Origin of the sequence: Collinsella sp. SGI.241, assembly GCF_050312955.1 — a bacterium.
Lineage (GTDB): Bacteria > Actinomycetota > Coriobacteriia > Coriobacteriales > Coriobacteriaceae > Collinsella.
The window spans coordinates 1-16,173 of the sequence record NZ_JBNPKM010000010.1 but is presented as its reverse complement, the minus strand read 5'-3'; the positions used below and the strand labels follow the sequence as shown (position 1 = coordinate 16,173).

Below are 16,173 nucleotides of genomic sequence, written 5' to 3'. Positions count from 1 at the left end.
GGAACGGCTTTGTTTTACATTTCAAATGTAACAAGTTCCACGTAGTTGTGGAGCCATTACGAAGTTATTACGATGCGTGTATACGTGTTGTAGAATACTCAATCGCTGTCGTTTTCTAGAGAAAGATGATTGCTTGTGAAGAAGGAAGACGCAATTGAGCTCGAGGGTACGGTAAAGGAACCGTTGCCTAATGCCATGTTTAAGGTCGAGCTCGAGAACGGTCATTCGGTTCTGTGCAACATTTCTGGCAAGATTCGAATGAATTACATCCGTATTCTCCCCGGTGACAGGGTTGTCGTGGAGCTTTCCCCGTACGACCTGACCCGCGGCCGCATCACCTATCGCTACAAATAGCGGCACGCATACACGCACTCTATTTCCGACTGCAGGCTTAGCTCAACCTACGGTCGGATTGTGTGTGAAGACCAGCCATAGTTTTAAACGCCTGCGGCTGGGCGAGTAGATAGTAGGGAAGTAGTTTGAGCGCTACCGAAAGGAAGAACGATGAAGGTACGTCCTTCGGTCAAGAAGATGTGCGATAAGTGCAAAATCATTAGGCGCCATGGCAAGGTCCTCGTCATTTGCGAGAACCCCCGTCATAAGCAGCGTCAGGGTTAAGAGAGGAGACTACGTTGGCCCGTATTAATGGTGTCGACCTCCCGCGTGAGAAGCGCGTTGAGATCGGTCTGACCTACATTTACGGCATCGGCCGCACCACTGCGACGAAGATTTGCGTCGAGTGCAACGTTAACGTGGATACGCGCGTTAAGGACCTCACCGAGGATGAGGTTAACGCCATCCGCGAGTATATCGACAAGAACCAGATCATGGTTGAGGGCGACCTCCGCCGTGAGCGCAACCAGAACGTCAAGCGCCTTATGGACATCGGCTGCAACCGCGGCCTTCGTCACCGCAAGGGCCTCCCGGTCCGCGGCCAGCGCACCCACACTAACGCTCGTACCCGCAAGGGCCCGAAGCGTCAGATCGGTGCTAAGAAGAAGAAATAAGGAGCGCTAGATAGATGGCTACTGCTAAGAAGAACGTTCGCGCTGCCCGTCTGAAGCGCGCGGACCGTAAGAACATTTCCGTGGGCCAGGCTCACATCCGTTCTACGTTCAATAACACGATCGTTTCGATCACCGATCCCCAGGGCAACGTCATTTCCTGGAAGTCGGCTGGCCAGGTGGGCTTCAAGGGCTCCCGTAAGTCCACGCCGTTCGCTGCCCAGATGGCTGCCGAGGCTGCTGCCAAGCAGGCCATGGAGCACGGTATGAAGAAGGTTTCCGTCTTCGTCAAGGGCCCCGGCTCCGGTCGTGAGACCGCCATCCGCTCCCTCCAGGCTGCTGGCCTCGAGGTCTCGAGCATTCAGGACAAGACCCCCATCCCGCACAACGGCTGCCGCCCCAAGAAGCGTCGCCGCGTGTAACTGAAAGGATCGTATCAATATGGCAATCGACAGGACTCCTGTTCTTAAGCGCTGCCGTCAGCTCGGGATCGATCCCGCTGAGCTCGGTTACAGCAGCAAGAAGGAATCTATCCGTCAGCCCAAGCGCCGTCGCAAGGAATCTGAGTACGGCATGCAGCTGCGCGAGAAGCAGAAGGTCAAGTTCATCTATGGCGTTCTGGAGAAGCAGTTCCACGGCTACTTCAACAAGGCCCGTAAGATGAACGGCGTCACCGGTGAGAACCTCATGATCATCCTTGAGTCTCGCCTCGACAACGTTGTTTTCCGTCTTGGCTTCGCTCGCACCCGTAAAGAGGCTCGTCAGTCCGTCCGCCACGGTCACTTCACCGTGAACGGCAAGCGCGTGGACATCCCGTCCTACCGCGTCAAGGCCGGCGACGTCGTCGCTGTCGGCGAGAAGTTCCGTGACCTCCTCCCCATCAAGGAGGCTCTGATTTCCTCCGAGCGCTTTGAGGTCCCTGGCTGGCTTGAGGTCGATATCGAGAAGCTGTCTGGTAACGTGCTCGCTCTGCCGACGCGTGAGCAGATCAGCGGTGATATCAACGAGCAGCTCATCGTCGAGCTCTACTCTAAGTAGTCCATCCGGGCTGCTGAGGCTGGAGGTAATACATGTCAGAATTCATTAGGCCTCAGGTTCAGGTCGAAGAGATCAACGAGACGTCTGCTCGTGTCTCCGTCGAGCCGCTCGAGCGCGGTTACGGTGATACGCTGGGCAACTCCCTGCGTCGCGTTCTTCTGTCCTCGCTCGAGGGTGCCGCCGTCGAGGCTATTCAGATCGATGGTGCGCAGCACGAGTTCATGACCATCCCTAACATGGTCGAGGATGTCACTGACATCGTCCTGAATGTCAAGGGTCTTGTCTTCAGGGCTCTCGGCACGACCGACGAGGCGACCGCCACCATCTCGGTTGACGGCCCCTGCGAGGTCACCGGTGCGGACTTCTTTATTCCGTCCGAGTTTGAGTTGGTCAACCCCGAGCAGCACATCGCTACGCTCACCGAGGGTGGCCATCTCACCATGAGCATGCGCATCGGCTATGGCCGCGGCTATGTCTCTGGCGAGGCCAACAAGCGCGACAACGATCCCATCGGTGTGATCCACGTCGACTCGCTGTACTCGCCGGTATCCCGTTGCGCCAAGCTCGTTGAGGCTTGCCGTGTCGGTCAGCACACCGACTACGACCGCCTTGTCCTCGAGATCGAGACCAACGGCTCCATCGCCCCGCGCGACGCCGTGGTCCAGGCTGCCAATATCATCAACCAGCATATGGCTGCCTTTATGAACCTTGCCGAGACCCCCGAGGTCGAGGAGGAGGTTTCGATCTTCGCTCCCGAGGTCACCAACGACAACGCCGAGCTGGACAAGCAGATCGAGGATCTGGACCTTTCTGTCCGTTCCTACAACTGCCTTAAGCGTGCCAGCATTCACTCGGTCCGTCAGCTCGTTGAGTTCTCGGAGAACGATCTTCTGAACATCCGCAACTTCGGTGTTAAGTCGATCGAGGAAGTGAAGGACAAGCTTGAGTCCATGGGCCTGAGCCTGAAGGCTTAATGCTTCGCATATTTGAGGAGAAACTAGACCATGCGTCACAACGTTAAGAAGGGCCTGAAGCTCGGCACCGATGCGAGCCACACCAAGGCCATGAAGAAGAGCCTGGCCAAGGCCCTCTTCGAGAACGACCGCATCAAGACCACCGAGACCCGCGCTAAGGCGCTGCGTTCGGTTGTCGAGCCGATCATCACCTGGGCCAAGAAGGGCGACCTGCACTCTCGTCGTCTGGCTATCGCCAAGCTCGGCGATAAGCAGCTCGTTGCCGAGATCTTCGACAAGGCTGCTCAGGGCATGTGGCAGGATCGCAACGGCGGTTACACCCGCATCATGAAGCTCGGTACCCGTAAGGGCGACAACGCTCCCATCGTTATCATGGAGCTCGTCACCGAGCCTTGCACGCCCAAGGCCAAGAAGGCTGCTCCGGCCCCCAAGAAGGCCGCTGCTCCCAAGAAGGTCGAGGCTGTCGAGGAGACCGCTGCCGAGGAGGCTCCTGCTGAGGAGACCGCTGAGTAGACAATTCGTCTGCATAGGCTATATTCGAGGGGTACGTTCGCGTACCCCTCTTTTTTTGTCGCGATATCGTTGTTTGTTTGTTGGGAGCGCCCATGACCGCGCCGTCTGATTTCAATTTGACTCCAGAGCTCGATGCCACGTTGGTGTTTCGTGTTGCCTATGACGGCTCGTCCTATAGCGGATTTGCCGAGCAGCCAGGGCAGACGACGGTTGCCGGAGAGCTGCGTCTTGCCATAGAGACGCTCTTGCGCCGCTCAGTCGATTTGACGTGTGCCGGGCGCACCGATGCAGGGGTGCATGCGGTGGCCCAATACATCAGCGTGCCCGTTACGGACGCAGAGCTCGCTTTAACGCGCCGCAGGTGGCTGCGAGCTATGGATGCGCTGCTGCCCAAAGATATCGCCGTTAATGAGGTCTACAAGGCCCGTAAGGGCTTTTCTGCGCGTTTTGACGCACGTTCTCGGACCTATACCTACCGCATTGCCGATCGCGATGCGCGTCCGGTGCTATCGCGTGGTGCGGTATGGTGGCATCGTTATCCTTTGGACGTGGATGCGATGGCTGCCGCCTGCCCAGCGCTTTTGGGCGAACAGGACTTTAAGAGCTTTTGTAAGGTCGCTTCTGCCGTGGGCAAGCCAACGCATCGTTGCGTGATGCGTGCCGAGTTTGGCCACGAGGTCGCCTTTGGCGAGGATATCCTCACGTTTACCATCGAGGGCAATGCGTTTTTGCATTCGATGGTGCGCACCATCGTGGGAACGCTCGTCGAGATCGGCATGCATCGCCGCGATCCCGAGTGGATGCGCGAGGTGATTGACGCTTGCGATCGTACTGCTGCGGGTCCCACGGCGCCGGCGTGCGGCCTTACCTTTATGGGCGTAGATTATGACCCCGGCGAGCTCGTCGCGCTCGAATAGGGGAGAAGCGAGAGCCATCTAAGTATGCTGCTCGTGTGGGCGAGCCGTGTGCAACATCTGTTCTTGGCGTGCAGCGCATCAGGCGACTCATTGCGTTTATTGCCGGGGTGTACCATGAACGGCAGTTGATTATTGCTGTCGAGAGGATGGATAACTTGCTTCGACGTGGCTCGCTTCCGCGACTTTCGGTGATCCTTGTTGTGGAGGGTTCGCCCAGCTACGCGATGCGCGCACTCGAAAGCGTCCAAAACCAAGACCTCTACGATATGCAGATTGTCGTTGCATGTCGCAACGCTGCGCCGGGCGTTCGTCATTCGCTCGATGTTGCCGCGGGCAGAGATATTCACATCGATTTGATAGACGTTGACGATCCGTCGAGCGGAGCTTGCCTTCGCGAGGGTTTTGCCGCTTCGCGCGGGGCCCACATTATCGCAATGAGCGCCGATGAGTGGTTTGCGCCGCACGCGTTTTTGGCAATGCTCGATGTCGCTTGTGAGACCTCGGCAGATATCGTATTTCCCTCGGTGTCGCTCGATCGCTACGATACGCATCGGGAACGCCATTCTCGTATGTTGGACGCGCAATCCATTGCCCTTGCCGACGATGGAAACCGGGCTTTAGGCCTGGCCAAGCTGGTCGAGAGCGGTCTGGTTTGTCAACATTCCGGCGTGATGTATGAACGCTCCCTGTTTGAGTTGTCTCTGCAGCATGCCGAGTCGTATCGTGCGATCGCCTTTTTGGCGCCTGCCCTTTCGCATGCGGAACGCGTATTTGGGTGCGCCGAAGCTTGTTTCCATACGGCCGCGCCATCGGTTGCGGATTCATTCGACCCCACCATGTTCTCGCGACTTTCCGACGACGCCAAGGCGCTTGAAGAGCTTTGCGTGCCATTTGACGCAATAGATGACGATAACCATCTAAAGCTGGCCTGCCAACGGTTTTACTATGGCCGCTTGGTTGCTTGTATCGAGAATTTGTGCCTGAGCCCCCATGGGGTGTCTTCAATTGAGCGCACGGCACGATTGCGTGATATGCTCAACGACGTGCGGACCCGCCAGATGGCGGTGGCCCTTAAGGGAGAGCGCCGAGGCCTTGGGCTTTTGTTTGGGCCGATTGCCAACGTTAAGCCTATGCGCTGCGTTATGTATGCGCATCTGGCTGCTTTTTTGAACAGAACGGGCGCAAGGATAGCCTAGCTGTGTCATATTCGCAAATAATTTGCATAGAATTGTTTCGAAATGCGTTCTTATTCACAAATAGCCTCAAATAGCGCTAAACTATTCAATCACTGATAGATTGTCTTCGCCATCTATGGAGTGAGGTTTTATATGGCTAAAAAACGCAACGGGCGCCAGGATGCCATCAGAGATATCGTGCGCAATAAAGACGTGCGTACGCAGCGCGTGCTGGTGGACGAACTCCGCGCCATGGGCTTTGATTGCACGCAGGCGACGGTTTCGCGTGACATCGCCGATATGGGGCTGCGCAAACTGCCCGAGGGCATCTATGTTCTGGCTGAGGACCTGCACCTGCAGCGCATGGTCTCCGAGCTGGTTACCGGTGTGTTGCGCACCGACAACCTGGTTATGATTAAGGCTCAGCCCGGCACCGCCTCGGGCATTGCCGCGGCTGTCGATGCGGCCGAGCTGCCCGATGTGCTCGGATCGCTTGCCGGCAATGACACGATTTTGGTTATCGCTCAGACTGCCGAGGATGGCGAACGCCTCGAAGCGCTGATTAACAAGCTCAGCGCCGCGCGTAAATAGCTTTACGCGCGTATACAACGCCAGCTAAGACGGTGGAAATACAGGGGCGTCGGTTTTGAGCCGACGCCCTATTTGTGACGGTGCTATCGTGGCATCTCGATTGCGCGCGATATGCCATGTATGTCCCAGCAAAAAGCGCCCGAGCATTTGAGCTGCTCGGGCGCTTTGCTATCTACTGACCTGTGGAGGGATCGGGGGTCGGGCTAGGGCTGGGATCGGGGGTCGGGCCAGGGTCGGGGCTGGGGCTGGGATCGGGGCTGGGGCTGGGGTCGGGAGTAGGGGTGGTACTGCCGCCATCGCCTTCGCCGCCGGTGTTGCCGCCCTCGTTGCCGCTCCCGCCGGTGGTCTCCGTCTCTTCTTCCTCGTCTTCGTCCTTATCCTCGTCCTCTTCCTTCTTCTTGTTGTTTGTGCCGTAGAACTTCCAGACGTTATTGTTCTTGTACGTGGGAGCCGTTCCGGTCGGGAACTCCTCGCGCTCGGCGCCCGCAAGAACGGTGTTCATGAACTTCTTAAAGACGGGCAGGTTGGTGCTGTCGCCCAGCAGGTCCGAACCGTACTTTTGGATGGGAATCTCGCCTGCGGAATAACCGGTCCACAGGGCGCATGCCAGTTGCGGCGTGTAGCCGCAGAACCACAGGTTGGTGGTGTTGTCAGTGGTGCCCGTCTTGCCGGCATAGGGCTGGTTGACGCTCAGCGCGCCGGCGGCACCCGTGCCGCTGCCCTGCATGACGCCGGATAGAACGTCGGTAACCGCGGCAGCCTCACCTTCGGTGAGCACCCGCGTGGGATTGTCGGTGTGCTGGTACAGAACCGAGCCGGTACGCGAGTCGATCTCGGTGATGGCGATCGGCTGGCGATAATAGCCGCCGTTGGCAAAAGCGGCGTAGGCCGATGCCATCTCGAGCGGTGAGATGGACCCGGTGCCGAGCGTCATGACGGGAACGTCCTCGATATTGTCCTTGGCGGGATCGATGCCGAGCTTTTTGACGAGCGACATGATCTTGTCATTGCCGATGGCTTCGGCCACCTGAATATAGCCGGTGTTGGATGAGTATGCCGTTGCCTGCTTAAGCGTGATGTTGCCATAGCTCTGGTTGCCATAGTTTTGCACCTCGGTCGTGGTGCCCTTGGCCTTGAGTGGCGAGTTGCAGTTGAGAATGACGTTGGGGTTCATGCCGTTTTGGATGGCAGTTGCCAGCGTAAAGGCCTTAAACGTGGAGCCCACGGGGCGCTTTGCCGTAGCGTGGTTCACGTGATTCTCGTCGGCGTTGTAGTCGTAGCCGCCCACCATGCACTTGATGTAGCCGGTCTTGGGGTCAACGACAACCATGCCCATGTCCAGGCCATCGAGCGAAAGCGTGTCGAGCTGGGCGCGCACAGCCTCCTCGGCCACCTGCTGCATGGTGGGGTCGATGGTGGTCTTAACAGTCAGGCCACCCTTAAAGAGCACGTCGGTGGAGAACTCCTGCTCGAGCAGCTGCTTAACGTAGGAGACAAAGTAGGGCTGTGAGTATACGTCGACACCGCTGCCCGAGATCTCGGTCACGTTGAGGGTGATGGGCTCAGCCTGCGCGGCATCGTGCTCTTCCTGCGTGATGTGGCCCAGGCGCAGCATGTTGTCGAGCACCTTATTGCGGCGGGAAAGCGCCAGGTCGGGATTGACCGTGGGGTCGTACTGTGAGGGCGAGTTGGGCAGACCGATGAGCAGCGCGGCCTCGCTCAGGGTGAGGTCGGAAGCACTCTTGGAGAGGTAGGTCTCGGCGGCGGCCTCGATGCCATAGGCGCCGTGGCCATAGTAAATGGTGTTGAGGTACATCATGAGGATCTCGTCTTTGGAGTACATGTCCTCCATCTTGATGGCGATATAGGCCTCGCGCACCTTACGCTCGATGGTCGAGTCGAACTGCTCCTCCTGCAGGATGGTGTTGCGCACCAGCTGCTGGGTGATGGTCGAGGCTCCTTCGTGGCCGCCGGCAAGGGTTGCCACCGAGGCACGCGCGATGCCCAAGAGGTCGATGCCGCCGTGCTCGTAGAAACGCTCGTCCTCGACGTCGATCGTGCCCTGCAGGACGTACGGAGAGACCTGGTCCTTGGTGATGGACTTGCGGTTTTGGGTATAGAAGCTGGCGATCTTGTTGCCGTTGCAGTCAACAATCTCGGTGGGCTCGCTGACCAGATAGGCGTTGGCGTCGGTGTAGTCGGGCAGGTCGGACAGCCAGCGGTTGACGTTGCCGATCATACCGATGCCAAATGCTATGCCCGCGATGAGCAAAAAGCCCAAAAGCGAAAGCAGGATGACGGGCAGAGCGTGCGTCTTAGAGCGACCGTGTCCCTGTCGTTGGCGAGGACCCATATGTTGACCTCCAAGTATGTCGTGCCAGGCGGCGGGTGTGCGTCGGGCAGGATGGACATAAGTTATTACACGATAAACCAATCGAGCCGCGCGAAGCCTCGTGTATGCTGGTTGACGGCAATTAACAGAGCGATTGCATACCTTGGTAAGGAGTTTGCCGATGGCGATTTGGGCGACTGAGCCTAGCAGACAATGCGGGAATGGGACGCCAACATCGGGTCTGGCACTGCCCGAGCTGTTGGCTCCGGCTGGCGGGCTCAATCAGATGCTCGCCGCGATCGCGGCAGGTGCCGATGCCATTTATGCCGGGTTGAGCGGATTTAACGCCCGCGTGAGTGCGCACGGGTTTAGTGATGACGAATTTGCGCGCGGGTGTGCCGTGGCGCACGCCCATGGTGTGCGCGTGTACGTGACGCTCAACGTATTCGTGTTCGACGACGAGCTGTCCGAAGCCGTGGCACTGGGGGCACATGCGCATGCGCTGGGCGCCGATGCACTGATCGTGGCAGATGCGGGCCTAGCCCGCGCGCTGCATGCGGCAATTCCGGGGGTCGAGATTCATCTGTCCACCCAAGCGGGCGTCCATAGCAAGGGGGCCGTGCGTTTGGCGGCTGACGAGCTGGGGGTCGAGCGCGTGACGACGGCGCGCGAGCTGACCGTGGCAGAGATTGCGACGCTCTGCGCTACCGGTGTGCCCATCGAGGTGTTCTGCCATGGCGCCATATGCATTGGCTATTCGGGCGCGTGCGAGTTTTCGGCCCTGCGGCGCGGACGGTCGGCGATGCGTGGCGACTGCACGCAGCCGTGCCGCCTGGCATACGATTTGGTGGATGAGGCTGGGGAGAGCGTCGTTGCCGTCGAAGGCGATCGTCTGCTCTGCCCGCGTGACTATCTGGGCATTGCTCATTTACCCGAGCTTGTTGCTGCCGGGGTGGCGTCGCTCAAGATCGAGGGGCGTATGAAGAACCCCGACTACGTCTACAACGTGGTGCGGGCGTGGCGCCGGGCGCTCGATATGCTGCGTGATGGCGCGTGGGATCCCGATGCCGTGCGGGCGCTCGAACGTGAGCTGGGAAGGTCGTTTAACCGCGGGTTTACCGACGCGTATCTGCGAGGCCGCTCGGGCGCGGAGCTTATGAGTTTTGAACGCGCGATCAACCAGGGCGTGCGTGTGGGCCGTTTGGTTGCCGTGGGACACGAGGAAGTGACCGTCGAGCTCGATGCCGCCGTGGCGGCGGGCGATACGCTCGAGATCAGGTTTTACCCGGGCGCCGACGCGCGTCCCGATGTACCTAAACGCTGGCCGCAAGTTCCCTGCCCGGTGGATGCCGAGGCGGGGGAGCGCATCGTTGTCCATTGCAAGCGCAAGGTCGACGCAGGCTGCGAAGTGTATCTGATTCGCAGCGCTGGTGTGCTTGAGCAAACGGCGGCGGCACTGGAGCGCATGCGGGCCGAGGCCGATGCGGTCGTGCTTGCGAAACGCGCTGTCGAGACGCTGCCGTTTGCGGGCGTTCTGATGGATAGCGGAACGCAGCCGGAAGAACCTGCAGAGTCTGTCGCCGCTCGCTTGGTCTTTGCCTGGCAGCTGATGGACCAGGACCCGAACGAAGAGCTCGACTTGTCCGATGCGACTGTTGTGCTCGACGAGGTCTGCCGTGTGGGCGATATCGAGCGTACTCGGTCGCTCATGCAGCGCGCCGGCCGCATCGTCTGTCGTAATCTGGGACAAGTGGCGATAGCTCGCGAACTGCGCGTCGTCTTTGACGTGGCAGCGCCGGTGTTCTGTGCGAACCGGGCAACGCTCGCCTGGTTGCGGGGGCTTGGGGCGCAGCGCGTGTTTTTGCCTGCCGAACTTGTCGCTCACGATGCGAAACGCGTTGCCGAGCTTGCCGCCTGTCCTGGCGTCCTGGGCCCCGTCGATACCGATCGTCCCGAGCTCATGGTGTGCGAGCACTGCCTGCTGACCGCCGAGGGCATCTGTGCCACCGATGCGACGGGACAGGCCTGTTGCCGCGACTGCTTGCGTCGCCGGCAGACGCGCTATCTGGTCGATCGTGACGGTACACGTCTGCCAGTTGCCATCGACGCATGCGGCAGGACGAGGATTTTCCTGTCGTAGGTGCCGCGTCGCGTCAGTTTGTTATCATATGAGAGTTTATGGACTTCCAGCACCGCCGTTTTCGGCGAGGGTGCTATAGCAAAAGGAGGATACCCAATGCTGTCTGTTGACGAGCAAATGCGTATCATCACCTCGGGCGCCGCGAAGATCGTCCCCGAGGCCGACCTTCGTAAGAAGCTTGAGAAGGGTGAGCCCCTCAACATCAAGCTCGGCGTCGATCCCACCAGCCCCGACCTGCACCTGGGCCACGCCGTGCCCCTGCGCAAGATGCGCCAGTTCCAGGACCTGGGCCATAACGTCACCCTGATCATCGGCAACGGTACCGCGCTGATCGGCGATCCTTCGGGCAAGAACTCCACCCGCCCGCAGCTTTCTCAGGAGCAGATCGAGGCCAACGCCGAGACTTACGTGAGCCAGGCCATGAAGATCTTGGACCCCGAGAAGACCACCATCGTGCACAACGGCGACTGGATCTTGTCGATGGACCTGGCCGGTCTGCTGCAGGTGTGCTCCAAGTTCACCGTCGCCCGCATTCTTGAGCGCGATGACTTTACCAAGCGCTATCAGTCCCAGACGCCGATCGCCCTGCACGAGTTCCTGTATCCCGTGATGCAGGCATACGATTCGGTCATGATCAAGGCTGACGTGGAGATGGGCGGCACCGACCAGCTTTTCAACCTGCTCGCCGGCCGTGAGCTCATGGAGAAGATGGGCATGGAGCCGCAGATCGCGCTCACCATGCCGCTGCTCGAGGGCACCGATGGCGTCCGTAAGATGTCCAAGTCCTATGGCAACTACATCGGTCTGACCGACGCGCCCAAGGATATGTTCGGCAAGACCATGTCCATCCCCGACGAGATGATCGGCAAGTACTACCGCCTGGCGAGCTCGCTCACCCCGGCCGAGGTCGACAAGATCGACGCTGCCCTGGCCGATGGCTCTGCCGATCCCTATGAGCTCAAGCGCGCTCTGGGCCGCGACCTGTGCGACACCTACCACGGCGCCGGTGCCGGCGACGAGGCTCAGGCCGAGTTCGACCGCGTGTTCAAGGAGGGCCAGCTCGCCGACTTCCCCGAGAAGCATGTTGAACTGACTGTAAACGACGAGGGCCAGATTTACCTTGCCGGCCTGCTCAAGGACCTGGGTCTTTCGGCCAGCGCCGGCCAGGCTCGTCGCGACATCGATGGCGGCGGTGTCAAGATCAACGGTAAGGCCGTGGCTCCCAAGAGCTACAACATCGACCCCAGTGCCCTCAAGCTGGGCGACACCCTCTCCGTGGGCAAGCGCAAGGGCTTTAAGTTGATTTAGTTACGCGGTTTTACCAAACCGCGTAACAGCTCGACGCTGCCCTCAGTTCCGCCGTTCTAACGAACGGCGGACCGGTCGACGCTGCGCGGGCACCAGAGCGACAACTTGTCATTCAAAGAGGACGGCATGACCAGAAGGTCTATGCCGTCCTCTTTTCATGTCAATTTGTTCGCTCTGGAGTCCGCTCGCTGTCCGTCCTCCACCTACGGCGTTGTCCCGGTCGGCACTTAGGGACGTTTCTTTTTGGTGCAAAGCAGCCTGTCCCCATTGCGCCAAGTGGTGTGTGCCGTTAAGCAGAGGGGCGTATTGCTGGCCCATCGTTTGGGCATACAATGGCTATTGGCTTGCTGCGGTGAAGGTCTGTCCGCTCCGCAGCTTTTTTTCTACGGTTAAAGGAGTATGTATGTCCGTTGAGGTCATGAGGTCTGTGATCGATGCCGCCGAGGGCCGCGTGCCCGTCGACACGCTGTTTGCCAACGCACAGATCGTCGATGTGTACGGTCAGCGCGTGGCGCCCGGTAGCGTCGCCGTCAAGGACGGCGTGATCGTCGGTGTTCTCTACGATGGTCGAGATGACGCTGCTGGTACGTACGAGGCAGCTGAGGTCATCGACTGTCAGGGTCGCTATCTCGCACCCGGTTTTATTGACGGACACTTGCATATCGAGTCTTCGAACATCCGCCCTGCCGAGTATGCGCGCATGGCGGCGACGCGTGGCACCACCACCGCTATTGCCGACAGCCACGAGATCGCTAACGTTTCCGGCCTAGACGGCCTGCGCTTTATGATTGAGGACGGTTGTCGCGCGCCCATCTCCATCAAGTACATGATGCCTTCGTGCGTGCCCGCACTGCCCGACGAACAGGCCGGTGCCGTCATCACTGCTGCCGATATGCAGGCGTTTTTTGCCGAGCATCCGGGCGACGTCTTTGGTTTGGGCGAAATGATGAACCTGCCGGGTGTCTTTATGGCCGACCCCGAGACCTGCGCTCGCATCGATGCTGCCAACCAGACGCCGTCCAAGCAGGTTGACGGTCATGCTCCGCTTGTTGCCGGCAAGGATCTCAACGCCTATGCCGCGGCGGGTATTATCGCCGACCACGAGTCGACGATTCCCGAGGAAGCGCTCGACAAGCTATCCCGCGGCATGTATGTCATGCTGCGCGAGGGCACCTGCAGCCATGACCTTGCCAACCTGTCGCCTATGCTGCTGGAAAACCCCGCCCGTGCTCGCCGCTGCTGCTTTGCGACCGACGACCGCGCTCCCTCCGACGCGCTTTCGACCGGCATGATCGACAACGCCTGCCGCGTGGCCATCGAGGCCGGCATCGACCCGGTGGTCGCCATCTCCATGGCGTCCCTTTCCACGGCCGAGGCCTTTGGCCTGGACCACGGTTGCCGCGATCCGCATGAGCTCCGCGGCGCCATCGCTCCGGGCAAGCGTGCCGACCTGCTGGTGCTCAACGATCTGACGTTTGCCACGGCCCCGCATCGCGTATATGCCGCCGGTGCTCTGGTGGCGCAGGATGGCACCTTTGTGGGCGAGATCGCACCCGAGATGGCTGAGGTTGCAGCCCTTGCCGACGAGCTGCGCGCCTCTGTTAAGCTGCCGAAGCTTTCGCTCGACGTGTTCGACTATGCCTTTAAGCCGGGCGAGGCTGTGATTGACGTGGTGCCGGGTAAGGCCACCACGGGTATGGCTCGCCCCGAGAGCGCCGAGGGCCTGCGCCGCATTATGCTGATTGAGCGCCATGGCCGCGGCGTGTCGCTGCAAGCCGAGGGCGTCGACGGCGACGGCCCCGCTGGCCTGGGCCTGGTCGGCAAGCATATCGGTCGCGGCTGGGTGCGCGGTTTCACCATCACCGGTGGTGCCATTGCCTCCACGATCGGCCACGACTCGCACAACGTGTGCGTGGTGGGCGACAACGCCGCCGATATGATGGCTGCTGTTGAGGCCGTGGGCCAGGGCGGTCACGTGCTGGTGCGCAACGGCGAGGTCGTGGCGCGCATTCCGCTGGCGCTCGGTGGCCTGATGAGCGAGGGCACGGCCGAGGATGTCGCAGCGCAGCACGACGACTTTATGGTCAAGGCGCGCGCCATGGGTATTGAGCCGCCGCTCGACCCCATCATGGGCATCATCTTCCTGCCCCTGCCGGTCATCCCGACGCTCCGCATCCGCCCCGAGGGCATGTTCGACGTCACGACCTTCACCTACGCCGACTAATCATCGGGACGTTCTTAAACGACTAGTCGCTGGGGACACTCTTTGGCGTGTCGCCTGACGCCGCGACCGTGGGCTCTCTGGTGCGCGTGAGCTATTTGCCAGGTCTATGTAACGTTTATGACTGCGGGGTCTTATTTGAGCTCCCTTTGGGTACGTTGGAATCGGATACACGTTCGATTCCAGCAAGCCCGAAGGGAGCTTTTCTATGTTTAAGCTGATTGCATCCGATATGGACGGCACACTGCTTGACGAAAATGGCCAGGTGCCTCCCGAGACCTACGAACTGATCCTGGCACTACGCGAGCATGGCGTGCATTTTGCCGCGTCGTCAGGCCGCCGCTACGATCGCCTGTGCGAGTTCTTTGCGCCCGTTCGCGACAAAATGGACTTTGTCGCAGCTAACGGTGCCCAGGTCTACGCCGACGGCAAAATGGTAGGCCGTGAGGTGTATTCGCACCTGGCGATTCGAAAGCTAGCCCAGGCCGTCGCGACGTTTCCCAATCTGCATCTTGCACTCTTTGACCGAACCAAGTCCTTCTTGCTCGATGACGAGAGTAAGTTCGTGCGCGAGGTGGATAAGGACCTTCCCAATGCCGAGCGCATTTGGGAGCTGCCCGATCCCAGCGTAAATATCATCAAGGCGAGTATCTTTTGCGATGATGGTGCCGTTATGGACAGCGCTTACGTACTGCAGCGCGAGCTCGGCCAGTTCTTTACCTTTGCGCCTTCGGGCAACGCGTGGATCGATGCCATGCAGCCCGGCGTGTCGAAGGCCTCTGGCATCGCGCAGCTCGCGGAGCATTACGGCATTGGGCGCGATGAGATCATGGCATTTGGCGACTCGATGAACGACTACGAGATCATTCGCTTTGTCGGCACGGGCTGCGCGATGGAAAACGCGCGCCCCGCGCTCAAGGCAGTCGCCGATCGCGTGGTGGGGTGCAACCGCGACCACGCCGTCCAGCAGGAGCTCCGTCGCGTGCTGGAGAGTCTCGCCTAATTCGGCAGATGGGGACAGTCCTTGCAGCGCCCCGCGAAGAGTGCCCCCAACGACTACTGTGACCAGGGTAGCTAAAAAAGCCCCGTCCCAAATTAGCTACCCTGCCGGGTTGCTGCTGCTAGGCGAGGGCGGCCATGACGGCGCGGGCGACGCCGTCGTGGTCGTTGTCGTATTCGGTGATGGCGCCGGCGGCTTCGCGGTCCTCGGGCTCGGCATTGATCATCGCCGTACCGTGGCCCGCTGCCTGCAGCATGGGGATGTCGTTGATGTTGTCGCCGAACGCCCAGGCGTCGGCGAGAGGCTCGCCCAGATGTCCACATAGCCAAGCCAATGCCGTTCCCTTGGTGGCGCCCCCGCCCATGACCTCGATATTCATGGCGTACGAACGCGTGACCTCAATGCCTTCGAGTGTGTCGAGCGCCGCCACGATAGCATCGCGGTCGGCTGAGTCGTGCCAGTACATGGCGATGCGTTCGAGCACCTCGACCTCGTCGATTTTGCTGTCGATATCCATGTCGATCGGCGTTCGCGTGCGCTTGAGCGAAGCCGCGATGTGAGGATCTCCGCCGCAGAATTCGTCCAGGCGCGTGTAGAGCGAGCGGGGGAGGAAGCACCGCCCGTCCGCGAAGATATCGAAGGTCACATCGTGGCCGGCGGCAATGCTATGGACGCGGTGGGCGATGGCGCGGTCGAGCGGTCGGCTCAATATGCGCGTGGCGCGTGAGGCATCGGTGGGCACATCCTCGTCGAGCTGCCAGACGCTAGCGCCATTGGCGCAGACTGCGTAGTGCACGGCAGGATGGGCGAGGATGGCCTCAAAGACGCCCGACAGCGGACGCCCCGTGCACGGTACAAACTCAATGCCGCGACGTGCGAGCTCGTCGAGCATCGTCCAGGTGGCGTCGCTCATCTGCTTGTCACTCGTCAACAGTGTTCCATCCATATCGGAAAAAACAA

16 protein-coding genes are annotated in these 16,173 nt (G+C 60.1%); 14 read left to right on the top strand and 2 right to left on the bottom strand.

What is annotated here, in order from left to right; translation table 11 throughout:
• Window positions 1–135 precede the first annotated feature (135 nt).
• From infA to ACQQ92_RS05705, 10 genes are all read left to right on the top strand, one after another.
• Window positions 136–354 carry a translation initiation factor IF-1 gene (gene infA, locus ACQQ92_RS05750; RefSeq protein WP_035137443.1) on the top strand — a complete coding sequence of 73 codons (219 nt, stop codon included), beginning with the start codon at window positions 136–138 and terminating at the stop codon, window positions 352–354.
• A gap of 150 nt (window positions 355–504) precedes the next feature.
• The gene (rpmJ, locus tag ACQQ92_RS05745; protein ID WP_006363204.1) at window positions 505–618 is read left to right on the top strand and encodes a 50S ribosomal protein L36; all 114 of its coding nucleotides are present in this window, start codon (window positions 505–507) and stop codon (window positions 616–618) included.
• A gap of 14 nt (window positions 619–632) precedes the next feature.
• On the top strand, window positions 633–1,007 hold the full coding sequence (rpsM, locus tag ACQQ92_RS05740) for a 30S ribosomal protein S13 (protein ID WP_154516058.1): 375 nt from the start codon (window positions 633–635) through the stop codon (window positions 1,005–1,007).
• 14 nt (window positions 1,008–1,021) lie between these two features.
• Complete coding sequence (rpsK, locus tag ACQQ92_RS05735; RefSeq protein WP_006235274.1) at window positions 1,022–1,426, top strand: 30S ribosomal protein S11; 405 nt, start codon at window positions 1,022–1,024, stop codon at window positions 1,424–1,426.
• Between the two features lie 19 nt (window positions 1,427–1,445).
• Entirely contained in the window at window positions 1,446–2,042 is a 597-nt protein-coding gene (rpsD, locus tag ACQQ92_RS05730) for a 30S ribosomal protein S4 (protein ID WP_006235275.1), read from the top strand.
• Between the two features lie 32 nt (window positions 2,043–2,074).
• Window positions 2,075–3,016 carry a DNA-directed RNA polymerase subunit alpha gene (locus ACQQ92_RS05725; RefSeq protein ID WP_154516055.1) on the top strand — a complete coding sequence of 314 codons (942 nt, stop codon included), beginning with the start codon at window positions 2,075–2,077 and terminating at the stop codon, window positions 3,014–3,016.
• Between the two features lie 30 nt (window positions 3,017–3,046).
• A complete protein-coding gene (gene rplQ / locus ACQQ92_RS05720; RefSeq protein ID WP_427727167.1) occupies window positions 3,047–3,529 on the top strand; it encodes a 50S ribosomal protein L17 in 483 nt (160 codons plus the stop codon).
• Window positions 3,530–3,621: 92 nt separating this feature from the next.
• The gene (gene truA, locus ACQQ92_RS05715; protein ID WP_427747848.1) at window positions 3,622–4,446 is read left to right on the top strand and encodes a tRNA pseudouridine(38-40) synthase TruA; all 825 of its coding nucleotides are present in this window, start codon (window positions 3,622–3,624) and stop codon (window positions 4,444–4,446) included.
• Between the two features lie 35 nt (window positions 4,447–4,481).
• A complete protein-coding gene (locus ACQQ92_RS05710) occupies window positions 4,482–5,642 on the top strand; it encodes a glycosyltransferase (RefSeq protein WP_427796005.1) in 1,161 nt (386 codons plus the stop codon).
• Between the two features lie 132 nt (window positions 5,643–5,774).
• Entirely contained in the window at window positions 5,775–6,212 is a 438-nt protein-coding gene (locus ACQQ92_RS05705) for an arginine repressor (RefSeq protein WP_154516043.1), read from the top strand.
• Between the two features lie 172 nt (window positions 6,213–6,384).
• On the opposite strand, the gene ACQQ92_RS05700 is transcribed toward ACQQ92_RS05705, so the two are convergent.
• Window positions 6,385–8,565 (bottom strand): transglycosylase domain-containing protein, encoded by a 2,181-nt coding sequence (locus tag ACQQ92_RS05700; RefSeq protein WP_427793375.1) that lies wholly within the window; start codon window positions 8,563–8,565, stop codon window positions 6,385–6,387.
• Window positions 8,566–8,725: 160 nt separating this feature from the next.
• On the opposite strand from ACQQ92_RS05700, the gene ACQQ92_RS05695 reads away from it, so the two are divergent.
• From ACQQ92_RS05695 to ACQQ92_RS05680, 4 genes are all read left to right on the top strand, one after another.
• The gene (locus ACQQ92_RS05695) at window positions 8,726–10,684 is read left to right on the top strand and encodes a U32 family peptidase (RefSeq protein WP_427796004.1); all 1,959 of its coding nucleotides are present in this window, start codon (window positions 8,726–8,728) and stop codon (window positions 10,682–10,684) included.
• A 96-nt stretch (window positions 10,685–10,780) separates the two neighbouring features.
• On the top strand, window positions 10,781–11,992 hold the full coding sequence (tyrS, locus tag ACQQ92_RS05690) for a tyrosine--tRNA ligase (protein WP_117769435.1): 1,212 nt from the start codon (window positions 10,781–10,783) through the stop codon (window positions 11,990–11,992).
• Window positions 11,993–12,395: 403 nt separating this feature from the next.
• Window positions 12,396–14,216 carry an adenine deaminase gene (locus tag ACQQ92_RS05685; RefSeq protein WP_427796003.1) on the top strand — a complete coding sequence of 607 codons (1,821 nt, stop codon included), beginning with the start codon at window positions 12,396–12,398 and terminating at the stop codon, window positions 14,214–14,216.
• 205 nt (window positions 14,217–14,421) lie between these two features.
• The gene (locus ACQQ92_RS05680) at window positions 14,422–15,216 is read left to right on the top strand and encodes a Cof-type HAD-IIB family hydrolase (protein WP_118098921.1); all 795 of its coding nucleotides are present in this window, start codon (window positions 14,422–14,424) and stop codon (window positions 15,214–15,216) included.
• 118 nt (window positions 15,217–15,334) lie between these two features.
• Here the strand turns inward: ACQQ92_RS05680 and ACQQ92_RS05675 are convergent.
• Window positions 15,335–16,173 (bottom strand): Cof-type HAD-IIB family hydrolase (locus tag ACQQ92_RS05675; RefSeq protein ID WP_427796002.1); only part of this gene is annotated, 839 nt, incomplete at its 5' end.

Bases quoted from the DNA above. Each gene is read 5' to 3' on its own strand.
- rpmJ (WP_006363204.1), top strand. From the start codon at position 505: ATGAAGGTACGTCCTTCGGTCAAGAAGATGTGCGATAAGTGCAAAATC.
- rpsK (WP_006235274.1), top strand. From the start codon at position 1,022: ATGGCTACTGCTAAGAAGAACGTTCGCGCTGCCCGTCTGAAGCGCGCG.
- ACQQ92_RS05680 (WP_118098921.1), top strand. From the start codon at position 14,422: ATGTTTAAGCTGATTGCATCCGATATGGACGGCACACTGCTTGACGAA.
- ACQQ92_RS05685 (WP_427796003.1), top strand. From the start codon at position 12,396: ATGTCCGTTGAGGTCATGAGGTCTGTGATCGATGCCGCCGAGGGCCGC.
- rpsD (WP_006235275.1), top strand. From the start codon at position 1,446: ATGGCAATCGACAGGACTCCTGTTCTTAAGCGCTGCCGTCAGCTCGGG.
- truA (WP_427747848.1), top strand. From the start codon at position 3,622: ATGACCGCGCCGTCTGATTTCAATTTGACTCCAGAGCTCGATGCCACG.
- ACQQ92_RS05725 (WP_154516055.1), top strand. From the start codon at position 2,075: ATGTCAGAATTCATTAGGCCTCAGGTTCAGGTCGAAGAGATCAACGAG.
- ACQQ92_RS05700 (WP_427793375.1), bottom strand. From the start codon at position 8,565: ATGGGTCCTCGCCAACGACAGGGACACGGTCGCTCTAAGACGCACGCT.
- rplQ (WP_427727167.1), top strand. From the start codon at position 3,047: ATGCGTCACAACGTTAAGAAGGGCCTGAAGCTCGGCACCGATGCGAGC.
- tyrS (WP_117769435.1), top strand. From the start codon at position 10,781: ATGCTGTCTGTTGACGAGCAAATGCGTATCATCACCTCGGGCGCCGCG.
- ACQQ92_RS05695 (WP_427796004.1), top strand. From the start codon at position 8,726: ATGGCGATTTGGGCGACTGAGCCTAGCAGACAATGCGGGAATGGGACG.
- ACQQ92_RS05705 (WP_154516043.1), top strand. From the start codon at position 5,775: ATGGCTAAAAAACGCAACGGGCGCCAGGATGCCATCAGAGATATCGTG.